Raw genomic sequence first — 16,196 nt, 5'->3', positions numbered from 1 at the left:
GCTTACTGGCACTGCTTCCAGCGCACCGGCACGGTCGAATCCGAAGGCGGTTCGAGCTGCAGGCGCGTGTAGCGAAGCTCTTCGTACTCGACCAGGATCGCGCAGGCTTCGTTGACGATGCCGGTATCGATGCCGTCCTCGCGCACCAGGCCCACCACCAGGGTGGACTGGGTGGACCAGTAGGCGCGGTTGGCCTGCTTCAGGTCGGCGACCCGGCTGGCGGCCTGGCGCCTGCGCAGGGCCCGCTCCTCGTCGGTGAGTTGGGCAACGGCCGCGAGCTCCTTCATGGCGTCGCTGGCCCGGCGGGAGGCTTCGTCCTGGAACTCCGGTTCCGCGGCGGGCGCAGGCGCCGCAGCCGGGGTTGCGGCGGCGGTTGCCGGTTCTGCAGAAGCCTGCGTGCTGGCCGGGGCGGCCGACGGCGCGCCTGCCGGGGCCGGCATCGGCGACTCTTCCACGCCCATCTGGGCCACGCCGAACACCATCATGCCCAGCACCAGGCTGCCGACGGCGCCCAACTGCTGGCCACGGCGGATGCCGGTGGCGGCCTGGTGCCGGATGTCCTCGACCAGGTGCGCCGGCGCGAAGGGTTCGACCTGCGGCCAGAGGCTGCGGCCGTCCACCAGGTCGACGCCGTAGCGGCGGGCCAGGTCGCGCGCGAATCCCTCGGCGCTGCCCAGCGTGACCAGCATGCCGGTGGTGGCGCCCTGCAGCTGCACGGCATTGGCGAAATCGCGGACGTTGGCTTCGCCGAGGCGATAGGCGGTGCCGTGCTTGTAGCCCAGCAGGCAGCGCTCGTTCTCCTTCAACAGCAGGAATTCGGCGCCGCCGTCGCCCGGCTGCCGGCTCGAGGGCAGCTCGGTATAGCCCTTCTCGGCCATGGCCTGCAGCACCAGGCCGGCGCACTCGCGCCACTTCATGCCGGCCAGGGCCTTGATGCCGGCGCTGTTCTCGGCCAGCCGACGGCGATGGATGCCGAACCACCACGTGCTGGCCAACAGCGCGACGGCGGTGGCAATGACGGCGGCGATCCAGGGGCTGACACCAAACATCCGATGGCTCCGAACTCAATCTGCGGGGTGCCAGAGGATAACGCGGAAACCGCGCGACGCAGGCCCGCAACGACAAAGGCCCGGCGCGGGCCGGGCCTTTGTCTGTCACGGGAAGATGTCCGCCAGCCGGGAAGCCGCAAGGGGAGGGAGCGAACGGACTCCGGTTACTGGCTGGCGGACATGAAACGGTTCAGCCGGCCTGCGGCGCGTCCGGCTTGGGGGCCTTGGGCAGCGCGGGCTTGCGGCTGGCGCGAGGCTTGCGGGCGGCGGGCTGGGCCGGCTTGGCCTTGCGCGCGGCGGGCTTGGCCGGCTTCTTAGCAGCGGCCTTCTTCGCCGGGGCCTTCCTGGCGGCCGGTTTGGCGCCGCCCTTGCCCAGCTTGCGCAGCTCCGCATTGAGTTCGTTGACGCGGGCGTTGAGCTCGGCGAGGTCCTCGCGGCCCGGCACGCCGAGGCGGTTCAGGGCGCGCTGCACGCGGGTCTCGAACACCGACTCGAGGCGGTCCCAGGTGTCGACGGCGCGCTCGCGCACCACGCCCACGCGGTCCTCGACGGCATCACGCACCGCATCCACGCGGCCGGTGGCCAGCTGGCGGGTGGTCTTCTCGATGGTCATGCCTTCCTTGACCAGCGCCTCGAACAGCTTCGAGCCCTCGCCCTGGGCGCGGGTGAAGGCGCCGACGCCGGCCATCCAGATCTGCTGGGCCGATTCGACGATCGAGCGCGACATCTGCTCGGCCTTGGCCTGCAGGTCGGCGTTCGACTTCGGGGCGGCCTTCTTGGCACGCACGGTCTTCTTGAGCTTGGCCATCGCGAGGTAACTCCGTTCGGTAAGGGGTTGGGCACGACGCCCGAGTGGCGCCAATTTGCGCCGCGTGTCTAGAGCATTCACACCAGTGCGCGGCGCGGTCCGCGCGGCGGTCAGCGCCGGCGCGTGGCGGCGGCGCGGCGACGGTTGGGGCGCCGCGCCTTGACGATGGCGTCGACGTCGTCGAGCGCCATCCGCAGGCGCGCCGTGGCATCGGTGGTGCGCGGCGCGATGCCCAGTCCGTCCATGATCGACAGGGACGGGTCGTCGAGCACTTCGGCCCGCAGGCGCAGGCCGTGGCGCGCCAGCACCGGGGCCAGTTGCTCGCGGCGCCGGCGCAGGTCGGCCAGGGTCGAATGGAAGGCGTGCTCGCACACCCGCTGGCGCGAGGAGTAGCTGAAGACGTTGGTGAAGAACATCTCGCCGTCGTCCTCGTTGGGCTCGAACACCACCTGGTCGGTGTCCGGGTACTGCTGGGCGTACTTGGCCAACCCCACCTGCATGCGCGACTGCAGGATGGTGCGGAAGGTCTGCGACAGCACCACCGGCAGGCCGCCCTGGGCCAGCTTGTCCATGCCTTCGGGCGGGCGGCCGCCGCGGCTGGCATTGAACGGGACGAAGGGATTGATGCCCAGCATCAGGTCGATGCCGTGGTCGAGCACCACCGAGGCGTGCATGGTCCGGCGCAGCGCGCCGTCGACGAAATGATGGCCGCGGATGTCCACCGGCGAGTAAAGGCCGGGCAGGGCCGAGCTGGCCTGCACGGCGCGCGAGATGCTGACGTCGTCCCAGCCGGGGCTGCCGAAGCGCACCGCCTCGCCACTGTCGAGGTCGACCGCGACCACGTAGAGCTTGGCCGCCAGCTCGCGGAAATCGTTGCTGCGGCCGCGGATGGTGAAGACCTCGCGCAGGAAGCGCTCGATGCCGCGGTTGTCGAACAGCCCGGTCGGGATGACGCCGCCGAAGCGGCTGATCAGCTCGCTCAGGTGCGATCCGGTCGGGTCGGTGAGCACGTCCTTCCACCAGTCGAAGGCGAGCCGGGGCAGGGAGGCCGCGCGTTTGGCGTACTCCAGGAAGGCCGGGCGCAGGAACATCTCGGGCCGGAACTTGACCTGGTCGCTGTCGCCGGTGATGAAGATGCGGCACATCTCGGCGGTGTCGAGCCGGTTCGCCAGGCCCGCGGCCAGGAAGGCGCCCGAGCTGACGCCGACGTAGACCTCGAGCTTGGTCAGGTCCAGGCCATCGATGGCTACGTCGAGGGCACGCAGCGCGCCCAGTTCGTACATGCCGCCGATCGGCCCGCCGCCGGCGATGGCGAGGCCGATCCGGCCCTCGCTGGGCTGGCGGCGCTTCCGGGCGGGCTGCAGAACTAGCATGCTATGGGGGAACTCCTACGAAGGCGCGGCGATTGTAGCCCGCCGCAGACCCCGGACAAGTGTGAGCGATCGCAGTTCCTTACCCGGCCTTCACGGGCCACGGCGCGCGCCATGAGCACCACGCCCCTGCGCCAGAAGCTGGCCCGGCGCCTGGCCTGGCAGCGCGACGTGCATGACCCGGTGCGCGACCCGCGCAACCGGTTGCCGGCGCTGGCGCGGCTGCGCGCCTGGCAGACCCGGCGCCTGGCCGCCAGCTTCGAGGACTTCCTGGCCAACCCGCGGATGCGGCCGGCAGCCGAGTTCTTCCTCAGCGACCTGTACGGCGAGAAGGATTTCTCGGCCCGCGACCGCGACGTGGCGCGGATCATGCCGCTGATGTCGCGCTTGCTCCCCGACACCCTGCTGGAGGCCGCGGCCGATGCGATCGGCCTGGCCGTGCTCAGCCACGCCTTCGACCTGCGGATGGCCGAGCAACTGGCGCGGCGCAAGACGCCCGAGGCCGAGATCACGCTGGCCGACTATGGCGTGGCCTACCGCGCCGTCGGCCTGCCGCGGCTGCGCCGGCTGCAGATCGAGCTGATCCTCGGCGTCGGCTGGACCCTGGACGGCGCGGTCCACCAGCGCGGCGTATTCAAGCTGCTGCGGGCGTCGCGGCTGCCGGCGCGGGCCGCCGGGCTGTCCGAGCTGCAGGGCTTCCTGGAGCGGGGCTTCGGCGCGTTCGAAGCGCTCGACGGCGCCGGCGATTTCCTCGAGGCGATCGGCCACCGCGAACGCCAGGCCTCGGCCCGGCTGTTGGCCGGCGACCCGGATCCGTTCGCGATCGGGCCTAGCCAAACTCCTCGTCGAGGTAGCGCTGGATCTCGCGCTCGATCGGGCCCTTGATAGCACCCAGCAGGAAGCCGAGCGTCGCGGTGACGTGGATGTCCTTGGGGCTGACGGCGATGTGGCCGTCGACGCCGCCGCGGGAAAACTCCATCGTGTTGCCGTTCCAGCCGTACTCGACGTCGAACTTCTCGGCGATGTGTTCGGCGACGCGCTCGATCGCGGCGCGGGCTTCCTTCAGCGGCCGCGCATGGCTGCGGCGGATATCGATATTGGACATGGTGCCCTCCTCGGCGGCCTATTCTGCGTTGCTTTGGCGTAACCACCAAGGGCGTGGCCGCAGCCGGCCATGCTAGATTCGCGGCCGGAGGAGTTTGGATGCAGCTGACGTTCCCCAACGGTGAACACGCCAACGTGGCCCTTCGGGGGGAAGTGATCGTGGGCAGCCGCGCCGGCAGCCGGGTCTGCCTGCCCGACGTCGGCCTCGCGCCCCACCACGCCAGCTTCCAGCGCGACCGCCGGGGCCTGTGGCTGCGGGTCCCGGCCGGTGTCCATGGCGTCCACCTCAACGCCCGCCCGGTGCGACGCCTGGCCCAGCTGCGCCCCGGCGACCTGGTCTGCCTGGACAAGCTGCGGGTGGTGGTGCGCGCCGACGACGAGCCCGCCATCGAGCGCCGCATCCCGGCCGTGGCACCGCCTGCGATGAGTGAGGCCCAGCGCGTGGCCGCCGCCCGCGTCGTGCTGCGCGGCCTGTCTGGCCAGCACTACGGACGCAGCTACACCCTGACCGAGCCGCGGCTGATCGGCCGTTCCGCCTCGGCCGACATCCGCCTGGAGGACGCCGGTGTCGCCGAGCGCCACGCCGTGGTCGAGCTGCACGCCGACCGGGTCGTGCTGCGGGCCATGGGCAACGATGCCAGCCTGGTGAACGGCGTGCCGGTGCGCGATGCCGTGCTTTCACCGGGCGACCAGCTGGTCATTGACCAGCACCGCTTCCAGCTCGAGGCCCCGGGCCTGCCGCTGCGCGGCCAGATGGACGCGGCCAAGCCGGCCACCACCACCCACACCCAGACGATGAAGGCGGTGCGGGTGCCGGTGGCGCGCGACCCGGTCGCGGCGCCGGAACCCGCGGCCGTCGAGCCGCCGCACAAGGACCCGGGCGCGTTGTGGTGGCTGATCGCCGCCGCCACCGTGCTGGCCGCGGCCCTGACCGCGCTGCTGGTCTACGCGCCCCGCGCCGGCGCCTGACCCGGGGGGCGGCGCAGCCGCCACCACAGGCGTGCGCCCAGCAGCACCGCCAGGATCGCGGCGTACACCAGCGGTTCCCGCAGGTCCGATTTCACCAGCCACAGGAAGTGCAGCACGGCCAGCACGCCCACCGCGTAGACCAGCCGGTGCAACTGCGCCCAGCGCCGGCCGAGCCGCCTCATCCAGCCGCGGGTGGACGTGAACGCGAGCGGCACCAGCAGCATCCAGGCCGCGAAGCCGACCGTGATGTAGGGCCGCTTGACGATGTCCTCGAAGATTTGCGTCCAGTAGCCGCCCAGGTCCAGCACCAGGAAGACCGCCAGGTGCAGGAAGGCATAGAAGAACGCGTACAAACCCACCAGGCGCCGGAACCGGATCGGCCACGCCTGGCCGGTGAGTCGCCGGAGCGGCGTCAGCGCCAGCCCGAGCAGAAGCAGGCGCAGCGCCCAGTCGCCGGTGGCGTGGGTGAGCGCCGCGACCGGGTCGGCGCCCAGGCTGTCCTCGATGACACCCTGCACCAGACTCGCCAGCGGCAGCAGGGCCAGCGCGTGCGCCAGGGCCTTGAACCCGACCCAGCGCCAATCGATGCCGCGGCCTAGTACCACTTGCGCAGGTCCATGCCCGCGTACAGGCCGGCAACCTGCTCGCCGTAGCCGTTGAAGGGCAGGGTGGGGATGCGCTCGGCGAACAGCTTGCTGGCGGTGCCGGCGATCCGGCGCTCGCTGCGCTGGCTCCAGCGCGGGTGGTCGACGTCGGGGTTCACGTTGGAATAGAAGCCGTACTCCTCGGGCTGCAGCATGTTCCAGCTGGTCGGCGGCATGGTTTCGGTGAAGTCGATGCGGATGATCGACTTGATGCTCTTGAACCCGTACTTCCAGGGCACCACCAGCCGCAGCGGGGCGCCGTTCTGGTTCGGCAGCGGCTTGCCGTACATGCCGGTGGCCAGCAGGGTCAGCGGGTGCATCGCCTCGTCCATCCGCAGGCCTTCGCGGTAGGGCCAGTCGATGGACGGGTAGCGCAACCCGGGCATCTGGCGCGGGTCGGCCAGGGTGGTGAAGGCAACGTACTTCGCGCGCGAGTTCGGCTTGAACCGCTGGAGCACCTCGCCCAGCGGCAGGCCCTGCCACGGGATGACCATCGACCAGCCCTCGACGCAGCGCAAGCGGTAGGTGCGGTCCTGCACGGCCGTGATCCTGAGCAGGTCCTCGAGCGGAAAGGTGCCCGTGACCTCGGCTTCGCCGCCCACCACCACCGACCAGGGCGCCGGCTCCAGGGAGCCGGCGTAGCGGGCGGGGTCGGTCTTGCCGGTGCCGAATTCGTAGAAGTTGTTGTAGCTGGTGGCGTCCTCGAAACGCGTGAGCTCTTCGCTGGCGGGCGCCGCGCCGCTGGCCCCGCTGGCCGCCGCGGTGGGTGCGGGGGCGCTGGCGTCCTGCGCCCCGGCGCAGCCGGCAAGCGCGAGCAGCGGGCTGGCCAGGCCCAGCTGCATCAGCTGGCGGCGTGCCCGGTACACGGGCTCGGGCGTGATCAGGTGGGCGGGCAGGTCGGGGATCGGGGTCTTCACGCGCGGGTCTCCAGCGGGGCCCATGCGGGCCGGTTTCGGTGGCTATACTCCTGAGCAGAGGGAGCCACCGGGGAAAAGGATGCGCCTGGTCGACGCGTTCGCTTCATCGGAAAGCGTGGTCGCGGTCATGCGGGCCGCGGACGGCGCGTTCCTGGCGGTGAACGATGCCTTCGAGCGTAGCACCGGCTACCGTCGCGACCAGGTGACAGGCCGGCTGCCGGCCGAGGTGGGCCTTTGGCCCGAGCCCGATTTCCGCGCCCGCCTCTGGAGCCTGCTGCGTGCCGATCGCCGTATTTCGGCGCTGCCCATGCGGCTGGCCCGCGCCGACGGCCGCATCGTGCCCGGCCACCTGTCCGTCGAGTTCGCCACCGAGGGTGGCGAGCCGGTTCTTTTCTGCCTGCTCACGCTGCTGCCCGAGGAAACGCCGGTCGAAGGCCCCGGGCCCGACAATGCGCTGTACCGCTCGCTTTACCTTGCCGCCTCCGAGGGCATCTACCGCAGCCTGCCCGAGGGCGGCTTCCTGGACGTGAACCCGGCGATGGCGCGCCTGCTCGGCTACGACTCGCCGCGGCAGCTGCTCGATGAACTGTCGCGCGACACCGACCATCTGTACGCCGACCCCGGCCAGGCCGAAGCGGTTCGCGCGCAGCTGATGTCCGGTGGGCGGCTGGAGCGCCAGCGGGCGCGCGTGCACCGACGCGACGGCCGCATCATCTGGGTCAGCGAGAACGCCCGCGCCATCCGCGATGCCGCCGGCGCCGTGCGCTTCTTCGAAGGCTCGCTGGTGGACATCACCTCGCAGGTCGAGGCCGAGCAGGCGCTGCGGCAATCCCAGGCGCTCTACCAGGTGCTGGTGGAGAACAGCCGCGATGGCGTGTTCCTGATCCAGCGCGGCCGCATCATATTCGCCAACGGCGCGATGGAGCGGATCTTGGGCTACGACGCCGGCGAGCTGCAGGGCGGCGAGTACATGGCCCTGGTCGACCCGGCCGACCGGGATGCGCAGGCGGAGCGCCGGGCCGAGCGCGAAGCCGGCTCGCGCAGCGCACAGATCTACGAAATCCACCTGCGCCGCAAGACCGGCGAGCGGATCCTGTGCGAAGTGCGCGCCGACGCCGTCGAGTACCAGGGCGACATCGCGTCCACCGGGACGCTGCGCGACGTCACCGAGGACCGCCGCCGCCAGCACGCGATCGCCGAGGCCGAGCGGCGCTACCGCGAGCTGTTCGAGAGCTCCCCGGCCGGCCTGTTCCGCACCAGCCTCGACGGCCGGATCATGGAAGTGAATCCGGTGATGGCCCGCATCCTCGGCTACGACAGTCCGGAACAGCTCAGGGCCGAAGTGCCCGACATGGGCGCGGTCTACGTCGACCCGGGCGAGCGCGAGGGCCTGGTGGCGAGGGCGGTGCGCGACGGCGCGTTCAGCCACTACGAGACCCGGGTGCGCACCCGCGGTGGCGGCCAGAAATGGGTCAGCGCCAGCGTGCTGCTGATCCGCGACGACGCCGGCAACCCGGTGCACTTCACCGGCTCGGTGCTCGACATCGACGAGCACCACGCCATGCAGCAGGCGCTGCAGCGCTCGGAAGGCAAGTACCGCACCCTGGTCGAGCACAGCCAGGTGGGCGTGTTCATCATGCGCGACGACGTCTACACCTACGCCAACCAGGCTCTGTCGACCATGCTCGGCCATCCCGACGGGGCGCTGGAGGGGCGCAACTACCGCGAGATCATGGCGCCGGAATCGGTGCCGCAGTCCGAGCTGCGCGACCGCCAGCGGCGCGAGGGCCTGGCGGTGACGCCGGACTTCGAGACCTGCCTGCTGCACCGGGACGGCCGGCGCGTGCACGTCCGCGTCAGCATCGGACCGGTCCTGCTCGACGGTGTCGAGCACCTCACCGGCACGGTGCTGGACATCACCCGCCAGCGCGAGGCCGAACAGCGCCTGCGCTTCCACGCCACCCACGACCCGCTGACCGGGCTGCCCAATCGCATGCTGTTCAACCAGCGGCTGGCCGAAGCGATGCTGCAGGTCAGCCAGGCCAGCGACCGGCGGCGCCGGCGCTACGCGGTGCTGTTCCTGGACCTGGACGGCTTCAAGTGGGTCAACGACAGCCTGGGCCACGGCGCCGGCGACCGCCTGCTGTGCGAGATCGCGCGCCGGCTCGAGGATGGGCTGCTCGAGGACGTGCTGATCGCCCGCTACGGCGGCGACGAGTTCACCCTGCTGCCGGACGGCGACTGCGACCACGACCGTGCGGTGGACATCGCGCGGCGGGTGCTGCGGCTGTTCGAGCAGCCCTTCGACATCGGCGGCCAGCAGGTGTTCTCGGCCGCCAGCCTGGGCATCGTGATCGGCCGCAGCGAGTACGCGTCGCCCGACCAGGTCCTGCGCGACGCCGACACCGCGATGTACCGCGCCAAGGCCGCCGGCAAGTCCGGCTTCGTGATCTTCGACGAAGGCATGCACCAGGAGGCGCTGGCCCGGCTGCAGCTCGAGACCGACTTCCGGCTTGCGTTCGAGCGCGCCGAGTTCCGGCTCCATTACCAGCCGATCATCGAGCTGGCCAGCGGCCGCCTGGTCGGCGCCGAGGCACTGGTGCGCTGGCGCCACCCGACCCGCGGGCTGTTGCCGCCGGCCGAGTTCCTGGGCATCGCCGAGGAGACCGGGCTGATCGTGGACATGGACGCCTGGGCCTTGCGCGAGGCCTGCCGGCAGCTGGGCGAATGGCGCCGGCGCTACCCCGAGCTGGGGGAGCTGAGCATGAACGTCAACGTTGATGAGCGGCAGATGGTCTCGCCCGAGATCGTCGAGGAGGTGTTCCGGCTGATCCAGGAGCACCAGCTGCCGCCCGCCTCGCTTCGGCTCGAGGTCACCGAGACCGCTTTCCGCGCCGGCCGCGGCCAGGCCGAGGAGCGGCTGCTGTCGCTCAAGGCGCTGGGCGTGGGCCTGGTGGTGGACGACTTCGGCACCGGCTACTCGTCGCTGGAATCCTTCGCGTCTTCGCCCTTTGATGCGCTGAAGATGGACCAGGTCTTCATCCGCGACATCGAGACCAACCGCCGGCATCGCGCCATCGTCCGCACCATTACCGGCTTCGCCGACGAGCTGGGCCTGGCCCTGACCGCCGAGGGCATCGAGACCGAGGGCCAGCGGGCGCTGCTCGAGTCGGTGGGTTGCCAGTTCGGCCAGGGCTATCTGTTCTCGCGCGCGCTGCCGCCGGAACAGTTCGAGCAAAAGCTCTTGGCGGGTACCCGCATCTTCGGTTGAGCTGCTTCCGAGGCGCGGTTTCGCCGTGCTAGCCTGCCAACCACATTCCCCGAGGTGTTCCCGATGTCACGCGCCTTCAATTTCAGCGCCGGCCCCGCCGCGCTGCCCGAGCCCGTCCTGCGCCAGGTCCAGGCCGAATTGATGGAGTGGCAGGGGGAGCGGGCTTCGGTGATGGAGGTCAGCCATCGCGGCGCCGCCTTCGTCGAGTGCGCCGCTGCCGCCGAGCGCGACCTGCGCGAGCTGATGGCCATTCCCGACCACTACCACGTGCTATTCCTGCAGGGCGGCGCCACCACGCTCTCGGCCCTGCTGGCGCTGAACCTGGCCGGCCCGGACCAGGTCGCCGACTTCGTGCTCACCGGCCACTGGGGCGAGAAGGCGGTGGACAACACCCGGCCCTCCATGAACGTGAACATCGCCGCCAGCAGCAAGGCCGGCGGCTACGCCGACATCCCGGCGCGCGAGGGCTGGCAGCTCACGCCCGGCGCGGCCTTCGTGCACTACACCCCGAACGAGACCATCCACGGCGTCGAATTCCACGACATCCCGGACGTCGGCGGCGTGCCGCTGGTGGCCGACGTGTCCTCGAATTTCCTGTCGCGCCCCATCGACGTCAGCCGCTTCGGCGTGCTCTACGGCGGCGCCCAGAAGAACCTGGGCCCGTCGGGCCTGGCCATCGCCATCATCCGCAAGGACCTGCTGGGCAAGCATGGGCGTGCGCTGCCGCCGATCTTCGAGCTGCTCAACCAGGCCAACAACGATTCGATGTTCAACACCCCGCCCACGTTCGCCTGGTACGTGCTGGGGCTGGTGCTGAAGTGGATCCGCGACGAGGGCGGTGCCGCCGCGATCGGCGAGCGCAACGCGCGCAAGGCGGCGGCGCTTTACGCGGCCATCGATGGTTCGGGCGGCTACTACCGCAACCCGGTGGCGCCGGCCGCGCGTTCAACCATGAACGTGCCCTTCTTCCTGCCCGACGCCGCGCTCGACAAGCCCTTCCTCAAGGAAGCCGAGGCCGCCGGCCTGCTCGGCCTGAAGGGCCACCGCGCGGTGGGCGGCATGCGCGCCTCGATCTACAACGCCATGCCGGAGGCTGGCGTGGCGGCGCTGGCCGATTTCATGGCCGACTTCGCACGCCGGAACGGGTGAGCCTTGGCCACCCGCAAGGCACCCCCGAAGGCCGGCAAGGCCAAGCCCGCGGCTGAGCCGCGGCGCAAGCCTGCGGCCACCCGCAAGCCGGTCGCCAAGGCAATGGCCAGGCAGCCAGCGGTCGAACCGACGCCGGTGCTGTCGGAGGTGCGCGAGCGCATCGACGGCATCGACCGCCAGATCCAGGCCCTGATCGCCGAACGCGCCGGCTGGGCCCGCCAGGTCGGCAAGGCCAAGGGCCCGCTGAAGGCCGCCGTGGACTATTACCGCCCGGAGCGCGAGGCGCAGGTGCTGCGCCAGGTGCTCGACCGCAACGAGGGCCCGCTCAGCGACGAAGTGCTGCTGCGCCTGTTCCGGGAAATCATGTCGGCCTGCCTGGCCCAGCAGGAGCCGCTCAAGGTTGGCTTCCTCGGGCCCGAGGGCACGTTCTCGCAGCAGGCGCTGCAAAAGCACTTCGGCCATTCGGCCAAGGGCCTGCCGCTGGCCAGCATCGAAGAGGTGTTCCAGGAAGTCGAGGCGGGCAACGCCGATTTCGGCGTGGTGCCGGTGGAGAACTCGGGGCAGGGCACCATCCAGTCCACGCTCGACATGTTCCTGACCTCGCCGCTCAAGATCTGCGGCGAAGTCGAGCTGGCCGTGCACCAGTACCTGATGTCGCGCACCGGGCGGCTCGAGGACATCGAGCGGGTCTATTCGCATCCGATGTCGCTGGCCCAGGCCCGCGCCTGGTTGCGCCAGCACCTGCCCCGGGCCGAGAAACTCGCGGTGTCGAGCAACGCCGAGGCCGCTCGCCGCTCGCGCACGGCCGATGACGCCGCCGCGATTGCCGGCGAGAATGCCGGCCACGTCTACGGCCTGAAGGTGGTCGCCGGCCCGATCGAGGACCGGCCGGACAACACCACGCGGTTCCTGGTGCTGGGCCGCGAGCTGTTCTCGGCCTCGGGCCACGACCGCACCTCGCTGCTGGTCTACGTGCGCGACCAGCCGGGCGCGCTGTACGGCGTGCTCAGTCCCTTCGCCCGCCACGGCGTCAGCATGAACCGCATCGAGTCGCGCCCCTCGCACGCGGGCCGCTGGCAGTACGCCTTCTTCATCGACGTCAGCGGCCACGTGCAGGACCCGGGCGTCGCCCGTGCGCTGGCGGAACTCGGCGAGTACGCCGCCGACGTGAAGGTGCTGGGCTCCTACCCGGTGGCGCTGGGCTGACGATGGCTGCTCTGGACTACGTAGCGCTGGCCCAGCCCGGCATCCGCGCGCTGCGCGCCTACGACCCCGGGCTCGACCTCGTGGCCCTGCGGCGCCGGTTCGCCGAGGGCGCGCTGGTCGAACTGGGTTCGAACGAGAACAGCCACGGGCCCAGCCCGGCGGCGCGTGCCGCGATCCTGGACGCGCTGCATTCGCTGCACCGTTACCCGGACCCGCTGGGCGGCGACCTCAAGCGCGCCCTGGCCGCGTGCCACGGCGTCGACCCGGCGTCGATCCTGCTGGGCAACGGTTCGCACGAGCTGCTGATGCTGATGGGCCAGGTGTTCGCCGGGCCGGGGCGGGCCGTGGTGTCGTCGCAGTACGGCTTCGCGGTGTACGCGCTGGCCGCGCAGGCGGCAGGGGCGCCCTGGCGGCCGGCGCCGGCGCGGCCCATGGACGACGCCATGCCGCGCGGCCACGACCTGGACGCGATCCGCGCCGCGGTCGCCCCGGACACGGCCCTGGTCTACCTCGCCAACCCGAACAATCCCACCGGCACCTGGTTCGTCACCGCGGCGTTGGAGGCCTTCCTGGCCAGCCTGCCGGCGAACGTGCTGGTGGTGGTGGACGAGGCCTACCTCGAGTACGTGACCGATCCGGCGCTGGCCTCCGCCATTCCACTGCTGGCCCGCTTCCCCAACCTGGTCGTGACCCGCACCTTCTCCAAGGGTTATGGCCTGGCCGGTCTGCGCGTGGGCTGCCTGTTGGCCGATCCGGCTCTGGTGGCCGTGCTCGAGCGCGTGCGCGAGTCCTTCAACGTGAACCTGCCGGGCCTGGCCGCCTGCGAGGCGGCACTGGCGGACCAGGACCACCTGGCCTGGGTTCGGCGCCAGAACGCCATCGAGCGCGAGGCGCTGGCCGATGCGCTTTCGGCGCGCGGGTTCGTGGCGGCGCCTTCCCAGACGAATTTCCTGCTGGTGGATTTCGGGCGCGACGCGGCTCCGGTCGAGGCTGGCCTGGTCGCGCGCGGCGTGGTGCCGCGGCCGATGGCCGGTTACGGACTGCCGACCTGCCTGCGCCTGACCGTAGGCGTTCGCGACGAGAACCGCCGGCTGCTGCAGGCCCTGGACGAGGTACTGGCATGACCGCGACAAGGCTGGACTGGGTCGCGGGCGAAGGGCGTGCCCTCCGCGGTGAGCTGGAGGTGCCCGGCGACAAGTCGGTCTCGCACCGCGCGATCATGCTGTCTGCGATCGCCGAGGGCGTGTCCGAGATCCACGGCTTTTTGGAAGGCGAGGACACCCGTGCCACCGCCGCCATCTTCCGCCAGCTGGGCGTGCGCATCGAAGCGCCGAGCCCGAGCCGGCGCACGGTTCACGGCGTCGGCCTGCACGGCCTGGAGGCGCCGGAGGCGGACCTGGACTGCGGCAACGCCGGCACCGGCATGCGCCTGCTGGCCGGCCTGCTGGCGGGGCAGGACTTCGCCAGCACCCTGGTCGGCGACGCCTCGCTGTCGCGCCGGCCAATGGCCCGCGTCATCGAGCCGCTGCGCCGGATGGGTGCGAGCATCGAGTCGGCGCCGGGCGGGCTTCCACCGCTTCGAATTTGCTTTAGCAATGATCTTCAAGGTATTGATTTTGAATTGCCTGTCGCCAGCGCACAGGTGAAGTCCGCGGTGCTGTTGGCGGGGCTCTACGCCCGTGGCGAAACCCGGGTCCGCGAGCCGCACCCGACCCGCGACTACACCGAGCGGATGCTCGCGGCCTTCGGCTGGCCGATCCGTTTCTCGCCGGGCGAGGCGGTGCTGTCCGGGGGTCACCGTCTGCGGGCCACCGACGTGCATGTCCCGGCCGATTTTTCCTCGGCGGCGTTTTTCCTGGTCGCCGCCAGCCTGGTGCCAGGCTCGGACGTCCTTCTGCGCCGGGTCGGGATGAACCCGCGCCGCACCGGCCTGCTGGCCGCGCTGCGGCTGATGGGTGCCGACATCACCGAACACGATCCGGGCGAGCAGGGCGGGGAGCCCGTCGCCGACCTGCGCGTGCGCCACGCCCGGCTGCGCGGCATCGAGGTCCCGGAAGCCCTGGTGCCGGACATGATCGACGAATTCCCGGCCCTGTTCGTGGCCGCCGCGCTGGCGGAGGGTCGCACGGTCGTCCGCGGCGCCGCCGAACTGCGGGTGAAGGAATCCGACCGCATCGCCGTGACCTCGGCCGGCCTGCGCGCGTTGGGCGCCGACATCGTCGAGGCCCCGGACGGCGCCGTGATCACCGGCGGCCGCCTCCACGGCGGCCAGGCCGACAGCCACGGCGACCACCGGGTGGCGATGAGCCTGGCCATCGCCGGCCAGCTTGCCGCGGGCGAGGTGCGGATACTGGACTGCGCCAACGTCGCCACGTCGTTCCCCGGTTTCGACGCGCTGGCGCGCTCGTCAGGCTTCGGCTTGCGCGACGCTTAGCCCCGTCCCCGGGGCAATCCACTAGAATCCCGGCCCATGCCTCGAATCCCCGTTCTCACCATCGACGGCCCCTCCGGCTCCGGCAAGGGCACCATCAGCCGCGCCGTGGCCGAGCGCCTGGGCTGGCACTACCTCGACTCCGGCGCCCTGTACCGGGCGGTCGGCCTGGCGGCCGCCTGGGAGGTGGTGGACCTGAGCGACCCCGAGGCCGTGGCCCAGTGCGCCCGCCGCACCGAGATCCGGTTCGAGACCCAGGGCTCGGGCGAGCCCCACGTGATCGTGAACGGCAAGGACGCCACCCGCCAGCTGCGCACCGAGACCGCCGGCGCCGCCGCCTCGGCGATCGCCGCCCACCCGCCGGTCCGGGCCGCCCTGGTGGACCTTCAGAAGGGTTTCCGCAAGGCCCCGGGCCTGGTCGCGGACGGCCGGGACATGGGGACCGTGATCTTCCCGGACGCCCCGTACAAGGTGTTCCTGACCGCCAGCGCCGAGGAAAGGGCGCAAAGGCGCTATAAGCAGTTGAAGGAAAAAGGGGTTTCGGTTAACCTTGCCGGCCTGCTGCACGAAATCGCCGCTCGTGACGAGCGCGATGCCGGGCGTGCCGTGGCGCCCCTGAAACCCGCCGAAGACGCGGTGATCGTGGACTCCACCGGAACGCCCATCACCGAGGTGATCGAGCGCGTGCTGTCGGTGCTGCCGGAAAAACTCCGGGCGCCCCGCCAGCCGTAACCGCCATCCCGGCGCATCCCGTCCCGCCGCGGGCGCGGTTTCCGAACGCAGGCCAACAATGCCGTGCCATGAGGCGCGGTTTTCCTATCCACGCGCGCAAGCGCCAACAGGTGGGACGCGGCGGATGCCGTGGCCCGTATGTCCAACCGAGTATCCAACAATGACTGAATCTTTCGCTGAACTGTTCGAGCAGAGCCAGGGCGCCCTGAGCAAGCTCAAGCCCGGTGCCATCGTCTCCGGTATGGTGGTCGAGGTCCGTTCCGACGTCGTCGTGATCAACGCCGGCCTCAAGTCGGAAGGCATCATCCCGATCGAGCAGTTCCGTAACGAAGCCGGCGAGCTCGAAGTCGCCGTGGGCGACACCGTCAAGGTGGCGCTGGAGTACCTCGAGAACGGCTTCGGCGAGACCGTGCTGTCGCGCGAGAAGGCCAAGCGCGCCATGGTCTGGGACGAACTCGAAGCTTCCATGGAAGCCGGCGAGATCGTCACCGGCCGCATCAGCGGCAAGGTCAAGGGCGGCTTCACCGTCGACATCCGCGACGTCCG

At 71.0% G+C, this 16,196-nt stretch carries 15 protein-coding genes; 9 read left to right on the top strand and 6 right to left on the bottom strand.

The window, feature by feature from the left end; genetic code table 11:
- Positions 1–2: 2 nt before the first annotated feature.
- The 3 genes from Q0C12_RS07420 to Q0C12_RS07410 form a co-directional block, all read right to left on the bottom strand.
- On the bottom strand, positions 3–1,049 hold the full coding sequence (locus Q0C12_RS07420) for a restriction endonuclease (RefSeq protein WP_290888348.1): 1,047 nt from the start codon (positions 1,047–1,049) through the stop codon (positions 3–5).
- Between the two features lie 190 nt (positions 1,050–1,239).
- Positions 1,240–1,857: a phasin family protein gene (locus Q0C12_RS07415; protein ID WP_290888345.1), complete on the bottom strand. Its 618-nt coding sequence runs from the start codon at positions 1,855–1,857 to the stop codon at positions 1,240–1,242.
- 110 nt (positions 1,858–1,967) lie between these two features.
- Positions 1,968–3,230, bottom strand: a complete 1,263-nt coding sequence (locus tag Q0C12_RS07410) for a patatin-like phospholipase family protein (protein ID WP_290888342.1) — start codon at positions 3,228–3,230, stop codon at positions 1,968–1,970.
- Between the two features lie 111 nt (positions 3,231–3,341).
- Between Q0C12_RS07410 and Q0C12_RS07405 the strand changes: the two genes are divergently transcribed.
- Positions 3,342–4,112 carry a hypothetical protein gene (locus tag Q0C12_RS07405; protein WP_290888340.1) on the top strand — a complete coding sequence of 257 codons (771 nt, stop codon included), beginning with the start codon at positions 3,342–3,344 and terminating at the stop codon, positions 4,110–4,112.
- Here the strand turns inward: Q0C12_RS07405 and Q0C12_RS07400 are convergent.
- On the bottom strand, positions 4,057–4,332 hold the full coding sequence (locus Q0C12_RS07400) for a polyhydroxyalkanoic acid system family protein (RefSeq protein WP_290888338.1): 276 nt from the start codon (positions 4,330–4,332) through the stop codon (positions 4,057–4,059). The two genes, Q0C12_RS07405 and Q0C12_RS07400, sit on opposite strands and share 56 nt — an antisense overlap.
- Before the next feature lie 98 nt (positions 4,333–4,430).
- Between Q0C12_RS07400 and Q0C12_RS07395 the strand changes: the two genes are divergently transcribed.
- Entirely contained in the window at positions 4,431–5,300 is an 870-nt protein-coding gene (locus Q0C12_RS07395) for an FHA domain-containing protein (protein WP_290888336.1), read from the top strand.
- On the opposite strand, the gene Q0C12_RS07390 is transcribed toward Q0C12_RS07395, so the two are convergent.
- Together Q0C12_RS07390 and msrP are read right to left on the bottom strand one after the other, a co-directional pair.
- Entirely contained in the window at positions 5,276–5,857 is a 582-nt protein-coding gene (locus Q0C12_RS07390; RefSeq protein ID WP_290888399.1) for a protein-methionine-sulfoxide reductase heme-binding subunit MsrQ, read from the bottom strand. The genes Q0C12_RS07395 and Q0C12_RS07390 overlap by 25 nt on opposite strands.
- 38 nt (positions 5,858–5,895) lie before the next feature.
- Positions 5,896–6,885: a protein-methionine-sulfoxide reductase catalytic subunit MsrP gene (gene msrP, locus Q0C12_RS07385; protein ID WP_290888333.1), complete on the bottom strand. Its 990-nt coding sequence runs from the start codon at positions 6,883–6,885 to the stop codon at positions 5,896–5,898.
- 55 nt (positions 6,886–6,940) lie between these two features.
- Here msrP and Q0C12_RS07380 point away from each other — a divergent pair, with 55 nt between their 5' ends.
- From Q0C12_RS07380 to Q0C12_RS07350, 7 genes are all read left to right on the top strand, one after another.
- Positions 6,941–10,132 carry a PAS domain S-box protein gene (locus Q0C12_RS07380; RefSeq protein WP_290888330.1) on the top strand — a complete coding sequence of 1,064 codons (3,192 nt, stop codon included), beginning with the start codon at positions 6,941–6,943 and terminating at the stop codon, positions 10,130–10,132.
- 63 nt (positions 10,133–10,195) lie between these two features.
- Entirely contained in the window at positions 10,196–11,281 is a 1,086-nt protein-coding gene (serC, locus tag Q0C12_RS07375; protein WP_290888327.1) for a 3-phosphoserine/phosphohydroxythreonine transaminase, read from the top strand.
- Between the two features lie 102 nt (positions 11,282–11,383).
- Complete coding sequence (gene pheA, locus Q0C12_RS07370; RefSeq protein ID WP_290888396.1) at positions 11,384–12,487, top strand: prephenate dehydratase; 1,104 nt, start codon at positions 11,384–11,386, stop codon at positions 12,485–12,487.
- Positions 12,488–12,489: 2 nt separating this feature from the next.
- Positions 12,490–13,611: a histidinol-phosphate transaminase gene (gene hisC / locus Q0C12_RS07365; RefSeq protein WP_290888324.1), complete on the top strand. Its 1,122-nt coding sequence runs from the start codon at positions 12,490–12,492 to the stop codon at positions 13,609–13,611.
- A complete protein-coding gene (aroA, locus tag Q0C12_RS07360; protein WP_290888321.1) occupies positions 13,608–14,921 on the top strand; it encodes a 3-phosphoshikimate 1-carboxyvinyltransferase in 1,314 nt (437 codons plus the stop codon). The genes hisC and aroA overlap by 4 nt, the downstream gene beginning before the upstream one ends.
- A 36-nt stretch (positions 14,922–14,957) precedes the next feature.
- Positions 14,958–15,650: a (d)CMP kinase gene (gene cmk, locus Q0C12_RS07355; protein ID WP_034211099.1), complete on the top strand. Its 693-nt coding sequence runs from the start codon at positions 14,958–14,960 to the stop codon at positions 15,648–15,650.
- Positions 15,651–15,810: 160 nt separating this feature from the next.
- Positions 15,811–16,196: S1 RNA-binding domain-containing protein (locus tag Q0C12_RS07350; protein WP_290888316.1), on the top strand; the 386-nt coding region annotated here is incomplete at its 3' end.

Origin of the sequence: Arenimonas sp. (assembly GCF_022842045.1) — a bacterium.
In the GTDB taxonomy this organism is placed as follows: Bacteria; Pseudomonadota; Gammaproteobacteria; order Xanthomonadales; family Xanthomonadaceae; genus Arenimonas.
The sequence above is the reverse complement of the archived record's forward strand: the minus strand, read 5'-3'. Positions and strand labels throughout refer to the sequence as shown.

What these genes read in the sequence shown, in the direction of transcription:
- Q0C12_RS07420 (WP_290888348.1), bottom strand. Translation starts at nt 1,049, where the DNA reads ATGTTTGGTGTCAGCCCCTGGATCGCCGCCGTCATTGCCACCGCCGTC.
- Q0C12_RS07415 (WP_290888345.1), bottom strand. Translation starts at nt 1,857, where the DNA reads ATGGCCAAGCTCAAGAAGACCGTGCGTGCCAAGAAGGCCGCCCCGAAG.
- Q0C12_RS07410 (WP_290888342.1), bottom strand. Translation starts at nt 3,230, where the DNA reads ATGCTAGTTCTGCAGCCCGCCCGGAAGCGCCGCCAGCCCAGCGAGGGC.
- Q0C12_RS07405 (WP_290888340.1), top strand. Translation starts at nt 3,342, where the DNA reads ATGAGCACCACGCCCCTGCGCCAGAAGCTGGCCCGGCGCCTGGCCTGG.
- Q0C12_RS07400 (WP_290888338.1), bottom strand. Translation starts at nt 4,332, where the DNA reads ATGTCCAATATCGATATCCGCCGCAGCCATGCGCGGCCGCTGAAGGAA.
- Q0C12_RS07395 (WP_290888336.1), top strand. Translation starts at nt 4,431, where the DNA reads ATGCAGCTGACGTTCCCCAACGGTGAACACGCCAACGTGGCCCTTCGG.
- msrP (WP_290888333.1), bottom strand. Translation starts at nt 6,885, where the DNA reads ATGGGCCCCGCTGGAGACCCGCGCGTGAAGACCCCGATCCCCGACCTG.
- Q0C12_RS07380 (WP_290888330.1), top strand. Translation starts at nt 6,941, where the DNA reads ATGCGCCTGGTCGACGCGTTCGCTTCATCGGAAAGCGTGGTCGCGGTC.
- serC (WP_290888327.1), top strand. Translation starts at nt 10,196, where the DNA reads ATGTCACGCGCCTTCAATTTCAGCGCCGGCCCCGCCGCGCTGCCCGAG.
- pheA (WP_290888396.1), top strand. Translation starts at nt 11,384, where the DNA reads ATGGCCAGGCAGCCAGCGGTCGAACCGACGCCGGTGCTGTCGGAGGTG.
- hisC (WP_290888324.1), top strand. Translation starts at nt 12,490, where the DNA reads ATGGCTGCTCTGGACTACGTAGCGCTGGCCCAGCCCGGCATCCGCGCG.
- aroA (WP_290888321.1), top strand. Translation starts at nt 13,608, where the DNA reads ATGACCGCGACAAGGCTGGACTGGGTCGCGGGCGAAGGGCGTGCCCTC.
- cmk (WP_034211099.1), top strand. Translation starts at nt 14,958, where the DNA reads ATGCCTCGAATCCCCGTTCTCACCATCGACGGCCCCTCCGGCTCCGGC.